At 62.5% G+C, this 21,097-nt stretch carries 19 protein-coding genes; 7 read left to right on the forward strand and 12 right to left on the reverse strand.

Features of this window, described 5'->3' with window-relative positions:
* The first annotated feature begins 114 nt into the window (after positions 1-114).
* The gene (locus QCE73_RS29855; RefSeq protein ID WP_309884763.1) at positions 115-1,551 is read left to right on the forward strand and encodes an aldehyde dehydrogenase family protein; all 1,437 of its coding nucleotides are present in this window, start codon (positions 115-117) and stop codon (positions 1,549-1,551) included.
* 48 nt (positions 1,552-1,599) lie between these two features.
* Here QCE73_RS29855 and QCE73_RS29860 read toward each other — a convergent pair whose 3' ends face one another.
* The 4 genes from QCE73_RS29860 to QCE73_RS29875 form a co-directional block, all read right to left on the reverse strand.
* The gene (locus QCE73_RS29860; RefSeq protein ID WP_035501996.1) at positions 1,600-2,025 is read right to left on the reverse strand and encodes an organic hydroperoxide resistance protein; all 426 of its coding nucleotides are present in this window, start codon (positions 2,023-2,025) and stop codon (positions 1,600-1,602) included.
* Positions 2,026-2,189: 164 nt separating this feature from the next.
* Positions 2,190-3,995, reverse strand: coding sequence for an alpha/beta fold hydrolase (locus QCE73_RS29865; RefSeq protein ID WP_309884764.1), 1,806 nt, complete (start codon positions 3,993-3,995; stop codon positions 2,190-2,192).
* Between the two features lie 204 nt (positions 3,996-4,199).
* Positions 4,200-5,198, reverse strand: a complete 999-nt coding sequence (locus tag QCE73_RS29870) for a PDR/VanB family oxidoreductase (protein ID WP_309884765.1) — start codon at positions 5,196-5,198, stop codon at positions 4,200-4,202.
* Between the two features lie 66 nt (positions 5,199-5,264).
* On the reverse strand, positions 5,265-6,809 hold the full coding sequence (locus tag QCE73_RS29875; RefSeq protein WP_309884766.1) for a Rieske 2Fe-2S domain-containing protein: 1,545 nt from the start codon (positions 6,807-6,809) through the stop codon (positions 5,265-5,267).
* 222 nt (positions 6,810-7,031) lie between these two features.
* Here QCE73_RS29875 and QCE73_RS29880 point away from each other — a divergent pair, with 222 nt between their 5' ends.
* Positions 7,032-7,724: a GntR family transcriptional regulator gene (locus tag QCE73_RS29880; protein WP_309884767.1), complete on the forward strand. Its 693-nt coding sequence runs from the start codon at positions 7,032-7,034 to the stop codon at positions 7,722-7,724.
* A gap of 53 nt (positions 7,725-7,777) precedes the next feature.
* Here QCE73_RS29880 and QCE73_RS29885 read toward each other — a convergent pair whose 3' ends face one another.
* Positions 7,778-9,091, reverse strand: coding sequence for an MFS transporter (locus QCE73_RS29885; protein ID WP_035501848.1), 1,314 nt, complete (start codon positions 9,089-9,091; stop codon positions 7,778-7,780).
* Between the two features lie 120 nt (positions 9,092-9,211).
* On the opposite strand from QCE73_RS29885, the gene QCE73_RS29890 reads away from it, so the two are divergent.
* Positions 9,212-10,123: a LysR substrate-binding domain-containing protein gene (locus tag QCE73_RS29890; protein WP_309884768.1), complete on the forward strand. Its 912-nt coding sequence runs from the start codon at positions 9,212-9,214 to the stop codon at positions 10,121-10,123.
* 7 nt (positions 10,124-10,130) lie between these two features.
* Here the strand turns inward: QCE73_RS29890 and QCE73_RS29895 are convergent, their stop codons facing one another.
* From QCE73_RS29895 to QCE73_RS29905, 3 genes are all read right to left on the reverse strand, one after another.
* Positions 10,131-10,526 (reverse strand): hypothetical protein, encoded by a 396-nt coding sequence (locus tag QCE73_RS29895; RefSeq protein ID WP_309884769.1) that lies wholly within the window; start codon positions 10,524-10,526, stop codon positions 10,131-10,133.
* Between the two features lie 976 nt (positions 10,527-11,502).
* On the reverse strand, positions 11,503-13,038 hold the full coding sequence (locus QCE73_RS29900) for a HAMP domain-containing sensor histidine kinase (protein ID WP_309884770.1): 1,536 nt from the start codon (positions 13,036-13,038) through the stop codon (positions 11,503-11,505).
* Entirely contained in the window at positions 13,035-13,766 is a 732-nt protein-coding gene (locus QCE73_RS29905) for a response regulator transcription factor (protein WP_035501843.1), read from the reverse strand. Before QCE73_RS29905 ends, QCE73_RS29900 begins: the two co-directional genes overlap by 4 nt.
* 174 nt (positions 13,767-13,940) lie before the next feature.
* On the opposite strand from QCE73_RS29905, the gene msrB reads away from it, so the two are divergent.
* From msrB to msrA, 3 genes are read left to right on the forward strand one after another with little or no spacing between them, the layout of a single operon-like run.
* Positions 13,941-14,456: a peptide-methionine (R)-S-oxide reductase MsrB gene (gene msrB, locus QCE73_RS29910; RefSeq protein WP_309884771.1), complete on the forward strand. Its 516-nt coding sequence runs from the start codon at positions 13,941-13,943 to the stop codon at positions 14,454-14,456.
* A gap of 40 nt (positions 14,457-14,496) precedes the next feature.
* Entirely contained in the window at positions 14,497-16,305 is a 1,809-nt protein-coding gene (locus tag QCE73_RS29915) for a cytochrome c biogenesis protein DipZ (RefSeq protein WP_309884772.1), read from the forward strand.
* A 23-nt stretch (positions 16,306-16,328) separates the two neighbouring features.
* Complete coding sequence (gene msrA / locus QCE73_RS29920) at positions 16,329-17,042, forward strand: peptide-methionine (S)-S-oxide reductase MsrA (RefSeq protein ID WP_309884773.1); 714 nt, start codon at positions 16,329-16,331, stop codon at positions 17,040-17,042.
* Here msrA and QCE73_RS29925 read toward each other — a convergent pair.
* Positions 17,006-18,133, reverse strand: a complete 1,128-nt coding sequence (locus QCE73_RS29925) for an aminotransferase class I/II-fold pyridoxal phosphate-dependent enzyme (RefSeq protein ID WP_309884774.1) — start codon at positions 18,131-18,133, stop codon at positions 17,006-17,008. The genes msrA and QCE73_RS29925 overlap by 37 nt on opposite strands.
* 94 nt (positions 18,134-18,227) lie before the next feature.
* Here QCE73_RS29925 and QCE73_RS29930 point away from each other — a divergent pair, with 94 nt between their 5' ends.
* Complete coding sequence (locus QCE73_RS29930; protein WP_309884775.1) at positions 18,228-19,121, forward strand: LysR family transcriptional regulator ArgP; 894 nt, start codon at positions 18,228-18,230, stop codon at positions 19,119-19,121.
* 3 nt (positions 19,122-19,124) lie between these two features.
* On the opposite strand, the gene QCE73_RS29935 is transcribed toward QCE73_RS29930, so the two are convergent.
* The 3 genes from QCE73_RS29935 to QCE73_RS29945 form a co-directional block, all read right to left on the reverse strand.
* Positions 19,125-19,502: a DUF427 domain-containing protein gene (locus QCE73_RS29935; protein ID WP_309884776.1), complete on the reverse strand. Its 378-nt coding sequence runs from the start codon at positions 19,500-19,502 to the stop codon at positions 19,125-19,127.
* A 93-nt stretch (positions 19,503-19,595) separates the two neighbouring features.
* On the reverse strand, positions 19,596-19,910 hold the full coding sequence (locus QCE73_RS29940) for a DUF4148 domain-containing protein (RefSeq protein WP_309884777.1): 315 nt from the start codon (positions 19,908-19,910) through the stop codon (positions 19,596-19,598).
* A gap of 106 nt (positions 19,911-20,016) precedes the next feature.
* A complete protein-coding gene (locus QCE73_RS29945; protein WP_309884778.1) occupies positions 20,017-20,910 on the reverse strand; it encodes a ketopantoate reductase family protein in 894 nt (297 codons plus the stop codon).
* Positions 20,911-21,097: the final 187 nt, after the last annotated feature.

Consider the following 21,097-nt stretch of genomic DNA (forward strand, 5'->3'; position numbering starts at 1 on the left):
CGTTCGATTCCGTTCGCATGCTATCTCATTCCGCAGAACCTGCTCGCCTGCACGTACGGCATTTAAGCGGTAATCTGGTTGATATCGACAACGCGTCCCGACAGGAGAGCGTTCATGCTGAAGTCAACTTATCCGTATTACCTCGCCAACGAGCCGGTTGCCGCCAATACCGATCTGGCAGTGACCGACAAGTTCAGCGGTGAAATCGCGACACGCGTCGCGCTGGCGGATGCGCAAGCCATCGACAAGGCGATCGGTCTCGCGGTCGCCGCGATGCCCGAGATGCGCGCCTTTCCTCCGTTCAAACGACAGGCCGTACTGGAGCATTGCGTGAAACGCTTTCGCGAGCGAGCCGATGAAATGGCGATGGCCTTGTGCATCGAAGCCGGCAAGCCGATCAACGATTCGCGCGGCGAAGTCACGCGTCTCATCGATACGTTCAAGGTCGCGGCGGAAGAGTCGGTTCGCATCGACGGCGAAATACTGAATCTGGAAATCTCGCCGCGCGCCAAGGGTTATCACGGCTATGTAAAGCGCGTGCCGATTGGGCCTTGTTCCTTCATTTCGCCTTTCAATTTCCCTTTGAATCTTGCCGCGCACAAGGTCGCGCCCGCTATCGCCGCCGGCGTGCCCTTCGTCATGAAGCCCGCGAGCCGCACGCCGATCGGCGCGTTGATCATCGGCGAAGTGCTCGCGGAGACGGATCTCCCCAAAGGCGCATTCTCGATACTGCCGGCCCATCGCGACGGCGCCGATCTGTTCACGACCGACGAGCGCTTCAAGCTTCTCTCCTTTACCGGTTCGCCTGCCGTCGGCTGGGATCTGAAGGCCAAAGCAGGCAAGAAGAAAGTCATTCTGGAACTAGGCGGAAATGCGGCCGCGATCGTCGATAGCGATCAGGGCGGCAAGCTCGACTATGTCGTCGATCGGCTCGCGTTCGGCGCTTTCTATCAATCCGGGCAAAGTTGCATTGGGGTGCAGCGAATTCTCGTGCACGCGTCGCTATACGAGGCGTTGCGTGAACGGCTGATCGCGAAAACGAAGTCGCTCAGAATGGGCGATCCCAAGGACGAGAAGACCTTCGTCGGACCGATGATTTCCGAGTCGGAATCGAAACGGCTCGCCGGATGGATGGAAAGCGCGGTGGCGGCAGGCGCGAAAATCATCGCGGGCGGCAAGGTGGAAGGCGCGATGTTCGAAGCGACGCTGCTGGAAAACGTCGGAAGAGATTCGGATCTTTATCGCAAGGAAGCGTTCGGGCCTGTCGCGATCCTCGAAAAATTCGATGATTTCAATGACGCACTCAACACCGTCAACGACAGCGATTTCGGCTTGCAGGCGGGCATTTTTACGGATTCGCTCGCGCATGCGCACGAGGCGTGGGACTCGCTCGAAGTTGGCGGCGTCGTGATCAACGACGTGCCTTCTTTCCGTGTAGATAACATGCCTTATGGCGGCGTGAAGGATTCGGGACTCGGCCGGGAAGGCATTCGCTATGCGATCGAGGACATGACCGAAACGCGCCTGATGGTAATGCGCGAAACATGGTGATCTGCGTTCGAGCGTCCGCTGGAAAGAACGCTCGAACGCACGATGTGTTTATGCCAGCGTCAATTTGACGTCGATGTTATTGCGCGTCGCGTTCGAATAAGGACACACGATGTGTGCCTTGTCGACCAGCGCCTGCGCCTCGCTGCGATCCATGCCCGGCAACGAGATCTTCAGTTCGACTTCGATGCCGAAGCCGTTCGGGATTTGTCCAATTCCCACGCTGCCGTCTACCGCCACGTCTTTCGGCAGCGTGATCTTGTCGCGCGCGGCGACGAACTTGATCGCGCCAATGAAACACGCGCTATAACCCGCGGCGAAGAGTTGCTCGGGATTGGTGCCATCGCCGCCACCGCCGCCGAGTTCTTTCGGCGTCGTCAGCCTGAGATCCAGATTGCTTTCGGGCACGGTTGCGCGGCCGTCGCGCCCGCCGGTGACATGAGCATGCGCACGGTATAGAACCTTTTCAATCGACATCGCCAGACTCCTGTGCATTGTGTTGAGCGGCTCGCGCGACGCAAACGCGCCGTGCGAACTCCGCTGACATGGATTCCCGATGGGACACTGCCCGCGAAGGGGCGGGTTCCAGTATCGAAGGATACCCAAGACGGGGCGAACTCGCTGACGTGCGGTGCCGCGAATCACAGCACGACGGGTTCCTCGCGCGGCAAAGCCGAATCGGCGACGGGTGAATTCGATTCCTTGGCGATGCGCTCGCACAGGGCGACAACCTGCGTCGAACCGGCGGTCATGAAGAGCGAATGATCGAGATCCGTATAGACCATCATGCGCACGGATGGATAACGCGACAGTCGCGCGCCCTGCTTGCCGAAGTGCGCGGCGATCAAATCCATGCCCGCATCGTAGGCGCCATAGACGAGCACCGTCTTCACGCCCTTTGCATCGAGCGCGCGCATGACCGCAGCGGGCTCGGTCGCGAGTTCGGGCGGCGTCTGACTCAGGCGATCGAGCCTCAGAACATCGACGATACGTGAACGCACGCGCGTCATCGCATAGCCGAGCATAAAGCGCAGTACACGCGTCAATTGCTTTTCGCCGCGCAGGATAGCTTTCCATTTCTGCGGATCGAGCATCGAGAATGCATAACCCGCCATGGAATTGCGCGTCGATTGACGCAGGCCATCGGGCGCGATGTCCGCTGGCCGCTTGAACGTCGGCAGATTCACCGTGAGGACGCCGTTGATCGCTTTCTCGACGAGTGCCGCCTTGAGCGCGTGATATGCGCCGGAGCAGACGCCGAACGCGAAGATCGACTTATAGCCTTGCCGCGCGAGCCAGCGTGCCGCGGCCGCGGTGTCGTCGGTGGCGATCTGGTTGTAGATGCGCCCGAATGCCGTATCCGATTGCACCTCGCCGGGCGCGGCAGGACTATCGCCGCGGCCGCGCGCATCGAAACGCAGCGATGCCACGCCGCGTCGCGCAAGCTCGCGCGCGATGCGCACCGATAACCTGCTATCGCCCACGCGCGCGCTCGCCGATGTATTCGCGATCAGATAGACCGGCCCGTGCGGCGAGCCCGTACGCGGCTCGCACAAGATGCCGAAAAGCCCTTCCTCGCCGATACGCACCGGACGTTCGATCGCCTCGGGCGTGTCGATCCTCAGCGCGGGCCAGCCATCGGCATCGACCGTGGACGCCGCTTGTGAAACCGGCGCAGCGCCGCCCGCGATCCACGCGACGACCTCGGCGAAAGCGGCGCGCGGCAATGTGTTGAAGGCGGTTTCCTGAATGAATCCGGTCAAGTCCTCGAACGGGCGGGCCTCCGCTTCGACGCCCTTGTCGGCGAGGGCGTCGCGCAACGGATCGTTGCCGCCGGTCCTGACGTTCATGATCAACGCACGACGCGCAGGCGCCGCTGTTGCGCCGTTCAGACTCGCGACGAGATCGATCGCCTTCAGCGAGTCGGCGAACGCCTTGCTATAGACCTGACCAAGCACGTTGAGGGATACATCGTCTTGCTGCATTTGACGCAAAGGCGGTGCAAGCAGTTCGAGCCATGTCTTGCGCACGATGCCCAACTCGCGCATATATACGCGGCCGCTCGTGACGGGCGCGAGCAGCACGAGTTCGTCGACGGGATGCCGCAGTGCCGCAGCAAGCGCGAATGCCGCGCCGACGCGAAAACCGCACAACGTGACATGTTCGATGCCAGCGGACGTCCTCAACCAATCGACCGCCGCGTTGATATCTTCCACAGACGATTCGAACTGATCGGGGGCGAGATCCGCGCCGGCCGAATCGCCCGTGCCTCGGTAGTCGAAGCGCAACACCCAGATGCCGCGCGCGGCTAATGCGTCCGCGAGCTGGCGCATGCCGCTGTATGTCCATACGTATTCGTGGCCATATGTGTTGCACAGCACCACGCCACGTGTGCCACTCCCCGCGTGCAGCCATCCGAAACGGTTCCCGAATGCAACCGGTCTCATGCGATCTCATCCTCGTGTCGAGGTATTGAGACGATTATATTAAGCGGCTCCTGCGTAACGCTGTCCGGCAGGGCGAATATGTGCAAACGAACTATGTCTTGGCGCGAATGGCATAGCTTGTGTTCGCTGCCGCTCATTGCGTTTCAGAAGATTTGCCCGCATGACGACAGGTTGACCGACCTCGTCGTCGGTCCATTCAGTTGATCAGAGATCGAGAACGAGCAGCCTGCTCGTCGCACGCGATACACATGCGGTGAGAAAGTCGGCCTTCTCTTCGTCGCTCATAATGCAGTCGTTGTGTTCGACCTCGCCCTGCAGATAGCGCACCTTGCACGTTCCACACAAGCCTGCGCAACATGACGTTTCCATCGCCACGCCCGCCCCGGCCAGCGCTTCGGCAATGCTCTCGTCTTTCGTGACTTCGATCTCCTGCCCCGTGCTCGCGATACGCACGATGAAGCTATCGCTCGCATCGTTGGCGGCCTGTTCGCCTGGAGCGCGTTCAGGCGCCTTGAAGTGCTCGAAGTGCACGGTGCCTGTCGGCCAATGCTGAGCCGCGTCCGCGCACGCTTTCATGAAGCCGCCCGGACCGCAGTAATAGACGTGCTCGCCTTCGCGCGGCGTGTTCAGCAGATCGCGGATATCGAGGCCCGCCGAAGGATCGCCGCCATCGAAGTGAAAATGCAGGCGTCCGCTCGCGCGCATCGGCTCGAATTCCTCGGCGAACGCGGCGCTGCGCGCATCTTTCGCGCAGTAATGCATTTCGTAATCGACGCCCGCGTCGTCGAGTTCATGCGCCATCGCCTTCAATGGCGTGACGCCGATGCCGCCCGCTATCAGCAACACGCGACGCGCGCCGTCGACGAGATGAAAGTTATTGCGAGGCCGGCTCACGCGCACGATATCCTGCACGCGCAATTGATCGTGAAGCGCCTTCGATCCGCCGCGTCCGCGCTCATCGCGCAATACTACGATCACATAGCGATGTCGTTCGCGCGGCGCATTGCTGATCGAATATTGCCGCACGACGCCGTCCGCGAGATGAATGTCGATATGCGCGCCCGCCGTGAAAGACGGCAATTGCGCGCCTTCCGGATCGACGAGTTCATATGAATTGATGCCCCGGCCTTCGAACCGGACCTGACGCACGAGCAGTTTCAAAGTGTGCTCATGCGCATCAGTTGAGATGGGTTGTGTCGACATGATCGTATTTCCTCGAATCGATGTTCCGGCATCGCGAGCGCGCAATGCGCCCGCGCGTCGCCCGCGTTATTGCTTCATCGTTTGCTCGAGTTCCTCGAAGCGCTCGCGTACGAATGCGGCGCGCGCTGCGCCCTTGAACTGCTCGCTTTCCGCGAGAATCGCGACGATCTGCTTGGTCACCTTGCGGCGGCGCACCACTTCTTCCTCGACGGTTTCGCCTTCAGGAATCTCGAACACGTTGCCGGAGCAGAAGCTGTTCGGCGCGCCCGCGTTCTCGCGAAACCATTCCGCGAAATTTTGCGCGGATGCGGCCGGGTTCGAGCCGCGCACTGCATCGCGCAGCATCTTGCGAAACACGAAGACACCGGCATCGAATTTCGTCGGATTTTCCAGTGCATGCACCGCGACCGGCCGCTGACTGATGATCGCCTCGTAGTCGCCGGGCGCGTACTGGGCCTGCTTGTAGTTCGCGCGCTCGCGATGATTCGTCGGAATCGGCACGATGTCCTCGATCGTGTAATCGCCGAAGCGCTCGGGACGGCGCATCGCGACCTGGCCGTCGAGAAAATCGATCGATTCGTAACCCACCAGTTCCTTCTTGCCGACGCCGCGCGTATCGATGCCCGGACCCATCACGCGCCAGCCGATCATCTTGCTGTTTTCATCGTCGACGGGAACCGTCCAGCGAATGATATGGAAGCGGCTGAAAAGTTTTTTCTGCGAGCCGTCTTCCGACGTATAGGCATGCAGGCTCAGATTCGGCAACACCTGATGCTGAACGCGAATGAACAAGCGGTCCTTGTTGACGCGGCGCGCACCCGCGCACGCGAGGCTGCGGCCTTGCTGGACCGGCTGGAAGTGCATGTCGGGCGCCACTTCCATAGAGGCTGCGCCGACTTCATCGAATGTCGTGCCCTGGAATTGTCCTTTCACCACGTTCTTTGCCGCATGCAATGCGGTCGGATGAAAGTTATCGGCCGCGTTGTCCTGTACTTGCAGCCAGTTGCAATGCTGAAAGTTGCTATAGGGCACGAGCTCGTCGCCGGGCATCACCGTGTAATCGCCTTCCCACTCGGGAAACGGCGGCTCGTTCTCGGGCGGCCCCATATATGCGAACACGAGACCGTGCCGCTCGACCGCCTTATACGCGCCCTGACGAATGGAGCAGGCGTACTTTTCCGCCTCCTTCTCCTCGCCTTTCGGAAAAGGCACATGTAGACATGCGCCGTCCACGTCGAACACCATGCCGTGATAGCAGCACATGATGCCTCGCTCCTGAATCGCGCCGTATTCGAGCGATGCGCCGCGATGCGCGCAATGCGCATGCAGCAGGCCGATCCGCCCACTGCCGTCGCGGAACGCCACCAGTTCTTCGTTGAGAATCTTGAGAAAGCGAGGCGTGTCGGTCAGCTCGATCGACATGCAGACCGGATGCCAGAAGGCGCGCATGTACTCGCCCATCGGCGTGCCCGGTCCGGTTTCCGTCAGCTCCGGATCGTGGCCCGGCACCTTGTTCACGTAGTAACCGCCATACGGCACCAGCTTCTTGACTGTCGCGGCCGGGCCGCCGCTGCTCTTCTGTCCTTCCAGCTTGTCCGATTTGATGGTCATGGGAGATCCTGTTTCGAGTGGGGTTGAATGAATTGATGCCTGAGTCCTGTATTTCGGTTACCGAACTCCGAACTCTGTATACAAAGATTAGCGACGTGAAGCGGCCTTGTCTCTATGGGTAAACCTGAATGCGGTCAGCCGCCGCGACGATGCGCGTTGACGCGCCGCACCGGCGCGCTGTAACCTTGCCGTATTCTGTATCCAGAAATTACGGCCGATATCATGCCCGCCAAACTTCTCAAGCTTCAGGCTCGCACCGACTACGTGGACGAGGTCTACAAGGTGCTGCTCGACGCCATCAGCTCCGGTTCGCTCGCGCCCGGCACGCGCATCACGCAGGAAGAGATCGCCGAGCAGCTCGCCGTCTCGCGCTCGCCCGTTCTTCAGGCGCTGCGTCTCTTGAAGAAAGACGGCCTCGTCGTCGATGCCCCCGGACGCGGTCTGCTCGTGACCCCGCTCGATCCCGCGTGGATCAGTCATCTCTATGAGATTCGCGGCGCGCTCGATTCGCTCGCCGCGCGCCTTGCCGCCGAACGCGGAGCGAAGATCGACAAATCGATCATTGCCAACGGCAGGCGCGCCTCGAAGAGCGACGACGTGAAAGCGATGATCGATGCCGACATGGCCTTCCACAACGCGATCTATGCAGCGTCGGGCAATCCCCTGATCGCCGAGACCGCGCAGACGCACTGGGTCCATCTGCGCCGCGTGATGGGCGCCGTGCTCCAGGCATCGGGACAACGCAAATCGATCTGGGACGAACATGCTGCCATCGCCACCGCCATCACCGAAGGCGACGGACAGCGCGCCGCGGAACTCACCGATCTGCATACCGCGAACGCGCGCAAGAACCTCGTCGAGCGGCTCGGCCTCGTGCTGAGCGAGCAGCGCGACCGGGAAGCGGGCGCGACGTGATGACAGACCAACGGCCCCGCTTTCACGGGGCCGTCCTTCCCTGCGCGCGTTCTTCAATCGTTGCGGCGGCGGCTGTTCACGAGCGCGGCCGGCACGGCGAACACGAGCAGACTGCCGATCACGCAGCTCGCCGCGAGACCCAGCACGCCGCTGCCGGTCGAGCCCGAATGCGTCTGGATCACGCCGATGACCCACGGACTCACGACGCCCGAGATGCTGCCGACGGAATTCGCGAGCGCCAGGCCCGCAGCCGCCGCGCCGCCGCTGAGAATCGCGGGAGGCAGGACCCAGAACTGCGAGATGGTCGTGACGACGCCCATCGTCGCGAGCGTGAGGCCGATCATGCCGAAGAGCGTCGAGTGCGCATAGACCACGCTCAGATACAGTCCGATCGCCCCGACGAAGCCCGCGCCCGCCAGATGCCAGCGGCGCTCGCCATGTTTGTCGGAGCTATGGCCGACTGCGAGCATCGCAATCGCGCCAGCCGCATAGGGAATCGCCGCGAGCAGGCCGATGTTGAGCGGATCGGTGACGCCGCTCGCCTTCACGAGCGTCGGCAGCCAGAAGCTCACGCCATAGAGGCCCATCGTGAAGAAGAAGTAAGTCACGGAGAGCAACAACACCTTCGGATGCAGCAGACCGTCGCGCACGGAATGCAGCGCATGAGCGGGCTTTTCGTCGCGCAGATTGGCTTCGAGCATGGCCTTTTGCGAATCGCTGAGCCATTTCGCATCGGCCACCTTGTCGTCGAGATAGAAGTACGCGACCACGCCGAAGATCGCTGTCGGAATGCCTTCGAGCAGGAAGAGCCATTGCCATCCCGCTATGCCGTGCGCGCCGCTCATATGCGTCATGATCCACCCAGACAGCGGACCGCCGACGACGCCGGACATCGGAATGCCTGTCATGAAAAGCGCCGTGACCTTGCTTCTGCGCGACGCGGGAAACCAGTACGTGAGATAGAGCAGGATCGCGGGAATGAAGCCCGCCTCGGCAACGCCCAGCAGAAAGCGCATGACATAGAAGCTCGTCGGCGTGGTGACGAACATCATGCCCGCCGAGATGACGCCCCACGTCACCATGATGCGCGCGATCCAGCGCCGCGCGCCCACGCGCAGCAGAATGAGATTGCTCGGCACTTCGAACAGCAGATAACCGACGAAGAACACGCCCGCGCCCGCGCCATAGACGGCCTCGCTGAAATGCAGGTCGTTGAGCATCTGCAACTTGGCGAAGCTCACGTTGATGCGATCGAGATACGCGCAGAGGTAACACACGAAAAGAAATGGCAGCAGACGCCATGTCACCTTCGCATACGTGGACGACTCGTCGCCCGTCAGATACGCAACCGGACTGTGGGAACTCATGCTCTGTCTCCTGGTTATGTGATGCGTCTTGATCGCTCACATGTTCGTCACCTCGCACCCGAAAGACAAACGATGCCTGTTCATAGAACCATGACGAGGGCTCATGCATAAGGTGTTTCCATGAGGCGCATCCCTAACTTCGTCCTCCTACGCGCATTCGAAGCCGCCGCGCGGCTCGAAAGCTTTACGCTTGCCGCAAGCGAGCTTCATCTCACGCAATCGGCGATCAGCCATCAGGTGAAGGAACTCGAACAGTATTTCGGCAGGCCGCTTTTTCATCGGCGCAACCGGCGTGTGGAGACGACATCCGAAGGCCGGCGTCTGCATGAGAGCCTCGGACGTGTGTTCGATGTGATCGAAGCCGCATGCGCCGAAGTGACGCTCGATCCGCTCGCGCAAGTGCTCGCCGTTCACTGCGCGCCGAGCTTCGCGGTGAAATGGCTCGGACCGCGTCTGCCTGCATTCATGCAGACGCATCCGAACGTGACGATCCGTTTGTCATCGGACGCGGAGCCCGCCGATCTCGTCCGCGCGCGCGAGGTCGATGTCGCCATCTCGTATGGCTTTGCGCATGAGCGTCCGGGCGTCGTCTCGCGCGCGTTGGGCACGGAGCGCATCATCCCGATGTGTTCGCCTTCGCTGTTGAAGGATGGCGTGCCGGCTGCGGAGCAGATCGCTAGGATGACGCTGATCGACTCGCAACTGAGCCGCGTGACATGGCCGGGATGGTTCGCGCTCAACGGCCTCGAAATGCCGCGCGGGCCGCGCCCTTCGTTCGACCGTGCGGCGCTCGCGATATCGGCGGCGGTGGATGGCATGGGCGTCGCGCTGGAAACGACGCGCCTCGCCGAGCGCGAGCTTGCGCGCGGCGATCTGATCGAGCTGGGCGCGGGTGTGTTCGCTCCGCTCGCCAAAGAGACGCACTTTCTTTCCTATCGCGTCAAGGAACGCGAAGTCGAGAAAGTGAAATGTTTCTGCGAGTGGGTGCTGGCGCAGGCCGGCCTCGGGGAAACGGACGAGGCCGCGGCATGATTTTCGGCTACGCCGCCTGTTTCGCCCTTTCCTCTTCGATCGTGCGTGCATGGGCATACACGCGATCGCGTTCGCGCGCGACGAGCGTACGCTTGCGCGCGAGGGTCTGCCGTTGATATTTCGGATCGCCCATCTGCATCACGTATTCCCCATGACGATAACGCAGATAGCGCTGGAAGAACTCCGCGCCCGGCAGGCCGTTGTCGAGCGCCATGAGCACGCCGTAGTCGAGGTTGCTTACATCGCCGAGCGTCTTGATCGCCGATTCCAGCGCGGCGTAGCGCTGAGGCAAAGGCACGCTCTTGTCGCATTGCGCATGAAAACGCTGATAGGTCAGCACATGCCCGTGCGCGGCACAACGCCATAACGCTTTCGCAAGCCGTTGACTGAGTTCCGTTTCCACATGTCCTCCCGCATTGTGCGCGGATCGTATGCGTGCGACATTCCACCGTCACTAAAAATCGATGACGGTAACCGGTTGCCTGGAAATCACCTGCGACGCCAAGAGATAAGCGCGACGCTCGCTACTGCGCGACGTCGCTTCGTGTGCATCTTTATAAATGTGTTGCACAACGCAGCTACGCTAAAGCACACTGTCTTCGAAACTTCGGCTAAATACGTTTTATAAAAGCCAGGCGTTTTTATTTCCCGCGCCAAAAGAAACAGCGCAAGTAGCCAAGAATGCGAAATACGTTAAACGTCGATGCTTATCAGGTATTGCGCAATGCACGGCGACGTCCCGCACGATGTCACACGGCCGCCTGCGCAGCAGTGGACTGACGAAATACGATGGTACGGGCAATACAATAGCAAGCGCCAATCTTGGGCGCTTTACTCATAATTGGCCTCGATGGGCCCTATTGAATCCCACGCCACAGCGCCGTACTTTTGACCGAAAGCTCACATGGCGGCTGTGACCCGATTACATGCTAGCAAACATATTGCGGGAAACCAAGAAAAGTTTCCGCATGGAAGAACGCTGCGCTTTTTCACGTGGCTGTCATTCTGCGTAGTTTCGAGCCTGGCGTATTCGCAATGCAGCGGGAAGCAACGCTAAAAGAAACGATTAAGCCGCTTTAGAGAACGCACTTAAGCGAATGCGCAACGATTGCCTTGTCTGGCGTGACGCCCTAACGCACGGCCCTACGCACGGCACAGTCCTTAAGACTGGTTTAAGGCTATGAGCCTAAAACGTATCGCATGACGCCGACAGCATTGCGGTTCGATACCGCTGCCTTGCAGCCCGCTGCGAATCGGCTTTCACTCGAACGTCCACGCGGATGGTCAGACCGGGCAACGCCGCACGCGCATTCCAACGGCGCGATCAGGCGCAGGCGATGACCATCCCATTCAGCCCGACAGGAATGTCGGGCTTTTTTTTATCCGCGCCATCCGTGCACGTGCGGCGCGCCGTCGCCGGTCTGCGCGACCGCGGCGGGCAGGTCGAAGCGAAAGGTCGTGCCCGCGCCTTCCGTATCGATCATGCGAATCTGGCTGCCGTGCAGTTGCAGCATACGTTGCACGATGAGCAAGCCAAGTCCGCCACGATGCGCGCCACCTGAAGCGAACGGACGCTGGAACAGCGCTTCCCGCATTGCGGGCGGAATGCCCGTGCCGGTGTCGCTGACCGTGACCTCGACGCGATCGGCATGTTCGCGCCCATGTGCCAGCGTCACGTCCACCGTGCCTTGCGCGGGCGTGTGACGAATCGCGTTGTCGAGCAGATTGGTGAGCACGCGTTCGATCATGCCGAGATCCGCCACGACACTCGGCAAGCGCGGCGCGATCTGCGCATTCAGGTGCACGCCCCGGGACTGAGCGGACAGTTCGAACTTCTCGAATACGTCCTGCACGAGATCGGTCAAAGAGAAGGGTTCGGCTTCCGGCGCGACCATGCCGTGTTCGAGCTTCGCGAGCTCGAACAGCGACTGCGCGAGATGACCGACCTTCGCGCTCTGAGCAAGCGCGATCGACAGATAACGTCGCCGGTCGGTATCGGGAAGCGTGTCGGACTTGAGCGACAGCGTTTCCAGATAGCCATGCAGCGACGACAGCGGCGTGCGCAGATCATGCGAGATATTCGCGACCATCTCGCGACGCTCGCGATCCTGTCGTCCAAGCGCGCGCCATTGCTCGCCGATGCGCTCGGCCATCTGCGCAAACGCGCTTTCGAGCACGACGATCTCGTCGCGTTCGTTCTCGCGCACGTCGGCTGCGCTTGCTCTCTGCATCGACGGCAAAGGCGGTTCCGCGGGCGCGCCGCGCGCGTCGAATTTGCGCATCGCTTCGGTGAGCCGTCGCAGCGGCCGCGTGACGAGCCCGAACGCGACCACGCCCGCGACGAGCCCGAGCAAGGTGACGAGGCCCATCGATGCGAGCGTGGTGCGCAACACCGCGCTCGCCGATGCCTTCGCCGCCAGCGCGTCATGCTCCTCGCCGAGCAGCACCACATAGACATAACCGAACGGCGGCTTGCCGGGCGCGGCGAGCGGCGCGGCGCTGAACACCTTGCGCTTGTCGTCGCTGCGCGGATCGTCGCCCAGGATCGGCAACGGAGCGCCATCGAGAAATTGACGCACCGGCGCGAGATCGACGCGATCGCGCTTCACGTGCCCCGGCGGCGCATCGTCGGCGCGCACGCGGCCCGTGTCATCGAGCAGATAGACCTCGACGCTCGGATTCACCACCATCAACTGACTGAAGAGACGGCGCACGGCGGGCGCGTCGAAACCGTTCACACCGGCGAGCGCGCCGTCATGGGCGATGTGCGCCGCGAGCTCGCGCGAGAGGCTCTGGATGACCTCCTTCTCGCGCAGATCGCTCGCGCGGATTTGCAGCCACGCCGACGCGCCGCAGCACGCGAGCAGCAGCACGCAAAACACCGCGAAGAGCCGTTGAGACAGCGTGAGCTTCACGGCGCGGCGTCCTTGCCTTCGGGCGATTGCGCCGCGAGCTTGTAGCCGTGGCCCCATACCGTGAGAATGCGCTTCGGATCGGCGGCGTCCTTCTCCACTTTCGCGCGCAGCCGGTTGATATGCGTGTTGACGGTGTGCTCGTAGCCTTCATGCCGATAGCCCCACACCGCATTGAGCAGGTCCATGCGCGAGAACACCTTGCCCGGATGACGCGCGAAGTGATACAGCAGATCGAATTCGCGCGGCGTGAGCTCGATGCGCGCGCCATCGACCCATGCTTCGCGCGCGAGCGGATCGATCGCGATGCCCGCGACCTCGATGCGCCCCGTGTCGAGCCGCGAGTCCTTCGCCACCGCATCGACGCGGCGCAGCAACGCCTTCACGCGCGCGACGAGTTCGAGCACCGAGAACGGCTTCGCGAGATAGTCGTCCGCGCCGAGTTCGAGACCGAGTATGCGATGCACCTCGCTGGAACGCGCGCTCGTGATGATGATCGGCGTGTAGCGCGTCATGGCCCGCGCGCGGCGGCAGATTTCGAGGCCATCGACGCCGGGCAGCATCAGATCGAGGATCAGCGCGTCCCAGCCGCCCTGCTCCAGCAGGCGCAAGCCCTCGGCGCCATCGGCGCTATGCACGACTTCGTAACGCTCGTCGCGCAGGTTGAGACTCAGCACATCGGCGATATGCATGTCGTCTTCGACGATCAGAATGCGTTTCGGATGATCCATGAGCGAATGTCGAATGATGCTCGCCCTATCCATAGATGAAATGGCCGGGCGACTGTGCCATTGTGCAGAAAAGCGCGCGCCGAAGTATCACATTTAATTTAACTTTCGGTGAGGACTCGGGGATGCGCGCGCGACTACGATGCAGGCATTCCACTCGAAAACGAGGCACGCATCATGCAAACCCGCCGCCGCTTTCTCCTGACGGGCACCGCGGCCGCCGCCGCCGCGTTCGCGCTGGGCGGACGCCTGCGCGCGCTCGCGGCCGGTTCCGGGCCGCAAGCGCCGTCGCAGGAACGCTTCGAAATCGTCCATAGCGAGGACGAATGGCGCCGCCTGCTGAATCCGGTGCAATTCGACGTGCTGCGGCGCGAAGGCACCGAGCGGCCGTACACCAGCCCGCTCAACGACGAGCATCGCGCGGGCACGTTCGGTTGCGCGGGCTGCAAGCTGGCGCTGTTCTCGTCGCGCACCAAGTTCGATAGTCACACCGGCTGGCCGAGCTTCTGGGCGCCGCTCGATCATGCGGTCGCGACGCGCATCGACGGCTCGTTCGGCGTCGAGCGCACGGAAGTGCATTGCCGGCGTTGCGGCGGTCATCTGGGCCACGTCTTCGACGACGGTCCGAGGCCCACGGGCCTGCGCTATTGCATGAACGGCGTCGCGATGACTTTCACGCCGGGCGCGGCCTGAACCGCGCTCACACCACGATCAACCCCGACTCGACAACATCATGTTGCTTATCGTCCTTGCCTATCTCGGCGGCGCGCTGACGATTCTCAGTCCGTGCATCCTGCCCGTGCTTCCTTTCGTGTTCTCGCGCGCGGACCAGCCGTTCGTGAAGAGCGGCCTGCCTCTGCTCGCGGGCATGGGCCTGACGTTCGCCGTGGTCGCGACGCTCGCGGCCGTGGGCGGCGGTTGGGTCACGCAGGCCAATCAATACGGCCGCTGGGCCGCGATCGTGCTGCTCGCGGTGTTCGGCCTCACGCTGCTCTTGCCGGGCGTCGCCGAGCGCGTGATGCATCCGCTCGTCAGCGCGGGCAATCGCCTTACCGCCTTCGCTCAGCGCGGCGACGGCAAGCCGGGCTTCGGCGGATCGTTCGTGCTCGGCGTCGCGACGGGCCTGCTGTGGGCGCCGTGCGCGGGCCCGATCCTGGGCCTCGTGCTGACGGGTGCCGCGCTCAACGGCGCGAGCGCCGGCACCACGCTGCTGCTGCTCGCCTATGCGGCCGGTGCGGCGACCTCGCTCGCGGTCGCATTGCTGATCGGCGGGCGCGTGTTCGCCGCGATGAAGCGCTCGCTGGGCGCGGGCGAATGGGTGCGGCGCGGCATCGGCGCGGCGATGCTGCTCGGCGTCGTCGCGATCGCGCTCGGACTCGATACCGGCGTGCTCGCTCGCGTATCGACGGTGGCGACCTCCGGTATCGAACAGCAGCTCGTCGACAAGCTCTCGGATAAAAACAATGGCGCGATGATGATGTCCGCAAAGCCCGCAAACAATGGCGCGATGATGCGCGCGAGCACCGAGCCGCCGAAGTCGGCCAACCCCGCGCCGCTGCCAGTCGAAGGCACGCTGCCGTCGCTCGATGGCGCGGTGCAATGGCTCAACTCGCCGCCGCTCACGAAGGAAGCGCTGCGCGGCAAGGTCGTGCTGGTCGATGTATGGACGTACTCGTGCATCAACTGCCTGCGCACGCTGCCGTATGTGAAGACCTGGGCGCAGAAGTACCGCGATCAGGGACTCGTCGTGATCGGCGTGCATGCGCCGGAGTTCGCATTCGAGCGTAACGTCGATAACGTGAAGCAGGCGATTCACGATCTCGGCATCGACTATCCTGTCGCCATCGACAACAACTTTGCGATCTGGCGCGCGCTGAACAATCAGTACTGGCCGGCGCACTATTTCATCGATGCGCAGGGCAATATCCGCTATCACCACTTCGGCGAAGGCGACTATGCGCACTCCGAGCATGTGATCCAGCAACTGCTCGCCGAAGCGGGCCACGGCGCAGCGCCTTCCATGTCGATGACGTCGAAGAGCGCCGACGATGCCATCGGCGAAGGCGCGATGATGCAGGCCGACAACACGGACATGCGTTCGCCGGAGACGTATATCGGCTACGAGCGCGCGGAGCAGTTCATGTCGCCGGGCGGCGAAACGCGCGATCGCCTCCACGACTATGCCGCGCCGAAAGCGCTCGACGTGAACGACTGGGGACTCGCGGGTCCGTGGAAAGTGGGCGCGGAACATGCGACGCTCGAAGGCACGAAGGGCCGCATCGTCTATCGCTTTCATGCGCGCGACCTGCATCTCGTGCTCGGACCGTCGAAGGACGGCAAGCCGGTGCGCTTTCGCGTGAGCATCGACGGCGCGGCGCCGGGCGCTTCGCACGGCAGCGACGTGCAGGCCGACGGAAGCGGCACCGTGACCGAGCAGCGCCTTTATCAACTCGTGCGTCAGACGGGCACCGTCGCGGATCGCACGTTCACGATCGAATTTCTCGACCCCGGGGTCGAAGCGTACGCGTTCACGTTCGGTTGAACGAGACTCATCGAGGAGCAAAGATGTTCAAGACCACCAGCAAGACGTTCAAGGCCGCGAGCGTGGCCGTGCTGTTCGCGGGCGCGTTCGCATTGCAGCGCGTCGCGCATTCGAGCGAGGCCGCCGTGAAGATTCCGCCACCCGCGCACGACGAAACCGCGGGCGCGGTGCATACGGAAACCGCCGTGTTCGCGGGCGGTTGCTTCTGGGGCGTGCAAGGCGTGTTTCAGCACGTGCGCGGCGTGAAGGAAGTGATGTCGGGTTATGCGGGCGGCGCGGCCGATACCGCGCAATACGATCGCGTCAGCGAAGGCGATACGGGTCACGCGGAATCGGTGCGCATCACCTACGATCCGGCGCAGGTGTCCTACGGCAAGCTCTTGCAGATATTCTTCTCCGTCGCGCACAACCCGACGGAGCTGAACTATCAAGGCCCGGATCACGGCACGCAATATCGTTCGGCGGTGTTTCCGACGAACGCGGCGCAGCGCGAGATCGCCGATTCGTATATTGCGCAACTCGACAAGGCGCACGTGTACAGCGGCAAGATCGTCACGAAGGTCGAAGACTACAAGGGCTTTTATCCTGCCGAAGGCTATCACCAGAACTACCTGACGGAGCATCCGGAAAGCCCGTATATCGCGATCAACGATCTGCCGAAAGTCGCGAATCTGAAGCAGATGTATCCGGGCGCGTATCGTCAGGATGCTGTGCTCGTGGCGGTCGCTTCCAGATAAGCGTTGAGAAGCCCGACGACCTCGGGCATGTTGCGTCGGCCGAAACCGAGCCGCACATGCGCGTCGCCGTGATCGATGAGCGTCGAAGGCAGCAGCAGCACGCCGGTGCGTTCGAGCAGTTCGGCACAGAACTGCCCGGCGTGCCCGCGTTTCAGACGCACGAAGCCTATGGTGCCCGCGCGCGGACGATGCCACTCGAAGCGGTCCGCGTGACGTGCGAAGAAATCGTCGAGCACGCGCAGATTGGCGCGCACGATCGACACATTGCGTTCGATGAGCGCATCGGTATGGCGCACCGCGATCGTCGAGAGATACTCGCTCGGCGCGCTATTGCTGATGGTGAGATAGTCCTTGAACGTGCTCATGCGTTCGAGCACCTGCGTGCTCTTCGTCGCGATCCAGCCGAGGCGCAGACCCGCGAGCCCATGCGTCTTCGAAAGCGCGCCGAGCGAGATCGCGCGCTCGTACACGTCGCACGCAGCGGGCAGGCGATCGGCGGGATCGTGCTCCAGACCGCGGTACACCTCGTCGCTGAAGAGCCACAGTCCATGCCTGCGCGCGAACGCGACGATCGCATCGAACACCTCGCGCGACGGCAGATAGCCGGTCGGATTGTGCGGTGCGCAGATCACGAGCGCGCGCGTGGCGGGCGTGACGAGCGTGTCGAGTTCGTCCGGATCGAGCGCCCAGCCCGCCTCCTCGCGCGCTTTCCACGGCGATACACTCACGCCCATCGCCTCGGCCACCGCATAGTGCGACTGATAGCCCGGCATATGCACGATCACGTGATCGCCCGGCGCGAGCATCGTGTGCATGAACGAATAGATGGCTTCCTGCGCGCCCGTGTGCACGATGATGTCATCCGCATCGATGTGCTCGTACAGCGTCGCGAGTTCGCGTCGCAGCGCGGGCGCGCCGGGATACTCGGTATAGCCGAGCCAGGTATCGCGCAATCCGTCGATCGCATCGGGTTCGTACGCGAGCAATTCGCCGATCGACATCGATTCGGGATCGGAACTGCACAGCAAGTGGCGCGCGGTGAATTCATGTCGCGCGAAATAACGTTCGAGTTTGAAGGGATTCGGTTGCATGGCGTCGCTTGATCGGGATCGAGGAAAGCCGTAGTCTGCGCGTTGAACGCGCATTCAAACAGCTAAACTTTCTAATTTCGATTAAGGAACGCTAATGCTCGACTACGCTCTGCTCGATGCGTTGCTCGCCGTCGTGCGCACGGGGTCATTCGAGCGCGCCGCGCGCGATCTCAACGTCACGCCGTCGGCGGTTTCGCAGCGCGTGAAACTGCTGGAAGAGCGCGTCGGCAGCCTGCTCGTCAAGCGCGGCCAGCCGTGCGAGGCGACGGCGTCGGGCGCGCTGCTGTGTCGCCACACCGAACGCGTGCAATTGCTCGAAGCGGAACTCGGCGGGCGGATGCCGGCCTTGCCGGGCGCGCCGAGCGAGCGGCGCGCGAAGCTGCGCATCGCGGTGAACGACGACAGCATGAGCACCTGGTTCATCGACGCCGCTGCGGACTTCTGCATCGAGCGCGAACTGATGCTGGATCTCGTCGTGGACGATCAGGACCACACCGCGCAACGCATTCGCGAAGGCGACGTGCAAGGCGCGATCACCACGCTGGCCGAACCCGTACCCGGCTGGCGCTCGGTGAAACTCGGGCGCATGCGATATCGCGCCGTGTGCTCACCCGCGTATTTCGCGCGTTATTTCGCTGACGGACTGACACGTGACGCGCTGCGTCGCGCGCCATGCGTCAATTTCAACGAGAAGGATGAATTGCAGAAGCGCTTCGTCAAACGCGTAAGCCGCGTGGATATCGAGCCGCCCGCGCATATCGTGCCGCACGGCGAAGGCTTCGTGCGCGCGTGCACGTCCGGGCTTGCGTGGGGTATGTGTCCGCAAGGTCTTGTCGCGGCGCAACTCGAAAGTGGCGCGCTCGTGGAAGTGTCGCCCGGCGCGCGCCTCGATGTTGACCTTTACTGGCAAAGCTGGCGTCTGTCGGTCGGCTGGCTCGACGACTTCAGCGCGATGCTCAAGCACCGCGCCAAGACCTTGCTCGATTGAGTGTCAGGCGTCGCGAGTTTCGAATGAATCGACGCGATCGCGATAGAACGCCAGATGATCCTTGATCGATGCAACCGCGTCGTATGGCATCTCATAGGACCACACTGCATTGGCGGCTTTTTGTCCACCCGACGGGATGCTGTAATAGCTGCATTCGCCTTTGTAAGGGCAATAAGTAGCGTGCGAGGTGCGTTCGAGTTTCGTCATGTCCACGTCTTCGCGCGGCACATACAGCACCTCCGGATACGATGCCTCGCGCAAGGATAGCGCCCTGGTCGTATCGACGATGACATGCCCGCCCGCCTTCACGATCACGTGCATCGGGCTAGGTTCGACCGTGATCGGATGATCGGGGCCGGGAATCTTGACGGCTTTATCCATGAGTGTCTTCCTGCGCATGAACGCGATAGAGCGAATGGAAGAACCGATGGTAGCGCCGTTGCGCCGAACGCGCAGAACCCGGCCGCGTCCTCATCAACGGCCAAAATAAACCGGCTTCGTGCCGTCGTCATTCAGGGGCGGAATCATGTTGCGCGTGCCTGAAGCCGATCTGCCGGCACTTGTCCCGCCGTATGCACCGTTCTGGCGCGCGACGCGACTTTCAGCGGCCTGGATATCCGACGGATACGAGCTCTGATCCGAGCGCGACGGATCATAGCCGGCCGCTTCGACCTGCCGCAGATCCTGCTTCACCTGAGCGCGCGTGAGCGACGAATCGGTCTGCGCGAAAGAGAGCGCCGGCGCCACCACTACAGCGGCGACGGCCACAGCCTTGACGAACGATTTCATGGTGAACCTCCGGTGTGTTGGGCTACGCACGGTGTTTTCTGTGCGTGCTGCATAACTCAGCATCGGCCGTGCCCGCCCTTGCCCTCACACACCTGCGAATCGTGCGCTACGAGGCCTTGCTTTCGATCGCTTTGACGAGCGCATGCAGCAGGCGGTTCGCGGGCGTCGGAATGCCGAGCGCCTCGCCTCGCCGCACGATCAGCCCGTTCAGATGATCGATCTCGCTCTTCTTGCCGCGCGCCACGTCCTGCGCCGTCGACGAATACTGGTTCTGCATCGTTTCGGCGATGCGGCGCACGGCGGCATCGACGTCGCCGGGAATGGTCACGTTGTCGGCCTTCGCCACCGCGAGACATTCGTCGACGACATCGCGCATCGAGCGCGTGATGCCCTCGCCCTGCACGAGCTTTCCGTACGGCAACTGCGTGATCGCGGACAGCGCGTTGTACGCGCAATTCAGCACGAGCTTGGCCCACAGCGCACCGCGCACGTTGTCGGAAATTTCGGTCGGCACGCCCGCCTCGACGAACGCACGTGCGACCTCCTCGCTTTTCGTCGACGGCTCGATCACGAGCTCGCCGCGCCCGTTGTGTTTGACGTGCCCCGGCCCCGCCATCTCGGTCGCGACATACACGACCGCGGCCGCCGCTTCCTGCGGCAGCAACTCGCGCAGGCGTTCGGCATTCTCCACGCCGTTCTGCAGCGAGAGCAGCAACGCATCGTGTTCGAGATGCGGCGCGAGCGCCTTTGCAGCGCTCTCGGTATCGGTGGACTTCACGCAGAAGAGCACGAGTTGCGCGCCCTTCACCGCGCTCGGGTCGGTGCTCGCGGCCACGCGCACGCGCTCGTCGAAATGCTGTGTGTCGAGGCGCAGGCCATCGCGTTCGATCGCTTCGACATGCTGCTGCCGCGCGATCAACACGACCTCGTGACCCGCGCGCGCGAGCATGCCGCCGTAGTAACAACCGACCGCGCCCGCACCCATGACGGCGACTTTCATGTTTCGTTTCCTCGTTGTTTCGTTGCGTTGCTATGGCTCGCAAAAATAACACATGGCTACCGCATCGGCCGTTGTGTTCGATGCTTCGCATAACCGACGACGCGCAAACGCTTGCGCATTTCGGGCGATTCGCGCCGTGTTGCGTGCCCGCACGATTTTGTGGGCGGACGCACGATAGTCAGTCGAA

This window comes from Caballeronia sp. LZ029, from assembly GCF_031451275.1.
Lineage (GTDB): Bacteria > Pseudomonadota > Gammaproteobacteria > Burkholderiales > Burkholderiaceae > Caballeronia > Caballeronia jiangsuensis.

Coding starts and splice junctions, on each gene's coding strand:
- QCE73_RS29855 (WP_309884763.1), top strand. CDS start 115: ATGCTGAAGTCAACTTATCCGTATTACCTCGCCAACGAGCCGGTTGCC.
- QCE73_RS29860 (WP_035501996.1), bottom strand. CDS start 2,025: ATGTCGATTGAAAAGGTTCTATACCGTGCGCATGCTCATGTCACCGGC.
- QCE73_RS29865 (WP_309884764.1), bottom strand. CDS start 3,995: ATGAGACCGGTTGCATTCGGGAACCGTTTCGGATGGCTGCACGCGGGG.
- QCE73_RS29870 (WP_309884765.1), bottom strand. CDS start 5,198: ATGTCGACACAACCCATCTCAACTGATGCGCATGAGCACACTTTGAAA.
- QCE73_RS29875 (WP_309884766.1), bottom strand. CDS start 6,809: ATGACCATCAAATCGGACAAGCTGGAAGGACAGAAGAGCAGCGGCGGC.
- QCE73_RS29880 (WP_309884767.1), top strand. CDS start 7,032: ATGCCCGCCAAACTTCTCAAGCTTCAGGCTCGCACCGACTACGTGGAC.
- QCE73_RS29885 (WP_035501848.1), bottom strand. CDS start 9,091: ATGAGTTCCCACAGTCCGGTTGCGTATCTGACGGGCGACGAGTCGTCC.
- QCE73_RS29890 (WP_309884768.1), top strand. CDS start 9,212: ATGAGGCGCATCCCTAACTTCGTCCTCCTACGCGCATTCGAAGCCGCC.
- QCE73_RS29905 (WP_035501843.1), bottom strand. CDS start 13,766: ATGGATCATCCGAAACGCATTCTGATCGTCGAAGACGACATGCATATC.
- msrB (WP_309884771.1), top strand. CDS start 13,941: ATGCAAACCCGCCGCCGCTTTCTCCTGACGGGCACCGCGGCCGCCGCC.
- QCE73_RS29915 (WP_309884772.1), top strand. CDS start 14,497: ATGTTGCTTATCGTCCTTGCCTATCTCGGCGGCGCGCTGACGATTCTC.
- msrA (WP_309884773.1), top strand. CDS start 16,329: ATGTTCAAGACCACCAGCAAGACGTTCAAGGCCGCGAGCGTGGCCGTG.
- QCE73_RS29925 (WP_309884774.1), bottom strand. CDS start 18,133: ATGCAACCGAATCCCTTCAAACTCGAACGTTATTTCGCGCGACATGAA.
- QCE73_RS29930 (WP_309884775.1), top strand. CDS start 18,228: ATGCTCGACTACGCTCTGCTCGATGCGTTGCTCGCCGTCGTGCGCACG.
- QCE73_RS29935 (WP_309884776.1), bottom strand. CDS start 19,502: ATGGATAAAGCCGTCAAGATTCCCGGCCCCGATCATCCGATCACGGTC.
- QCE73_RS29940 (WP_309884777.1), bottom strand. CDS start 19,910: ATGAAATCGTTCGTCAAGGCTGTGGCCGTCGCCGCTGTAGTGGTGGCG.
- QCE73_RS29945 (WP_309884778.1), bottom strand. CDS start 20,910: ATGAAAGTCGCCGTCATGGGTGCGGGCGCGGTCGGTTGTTACTACGGC.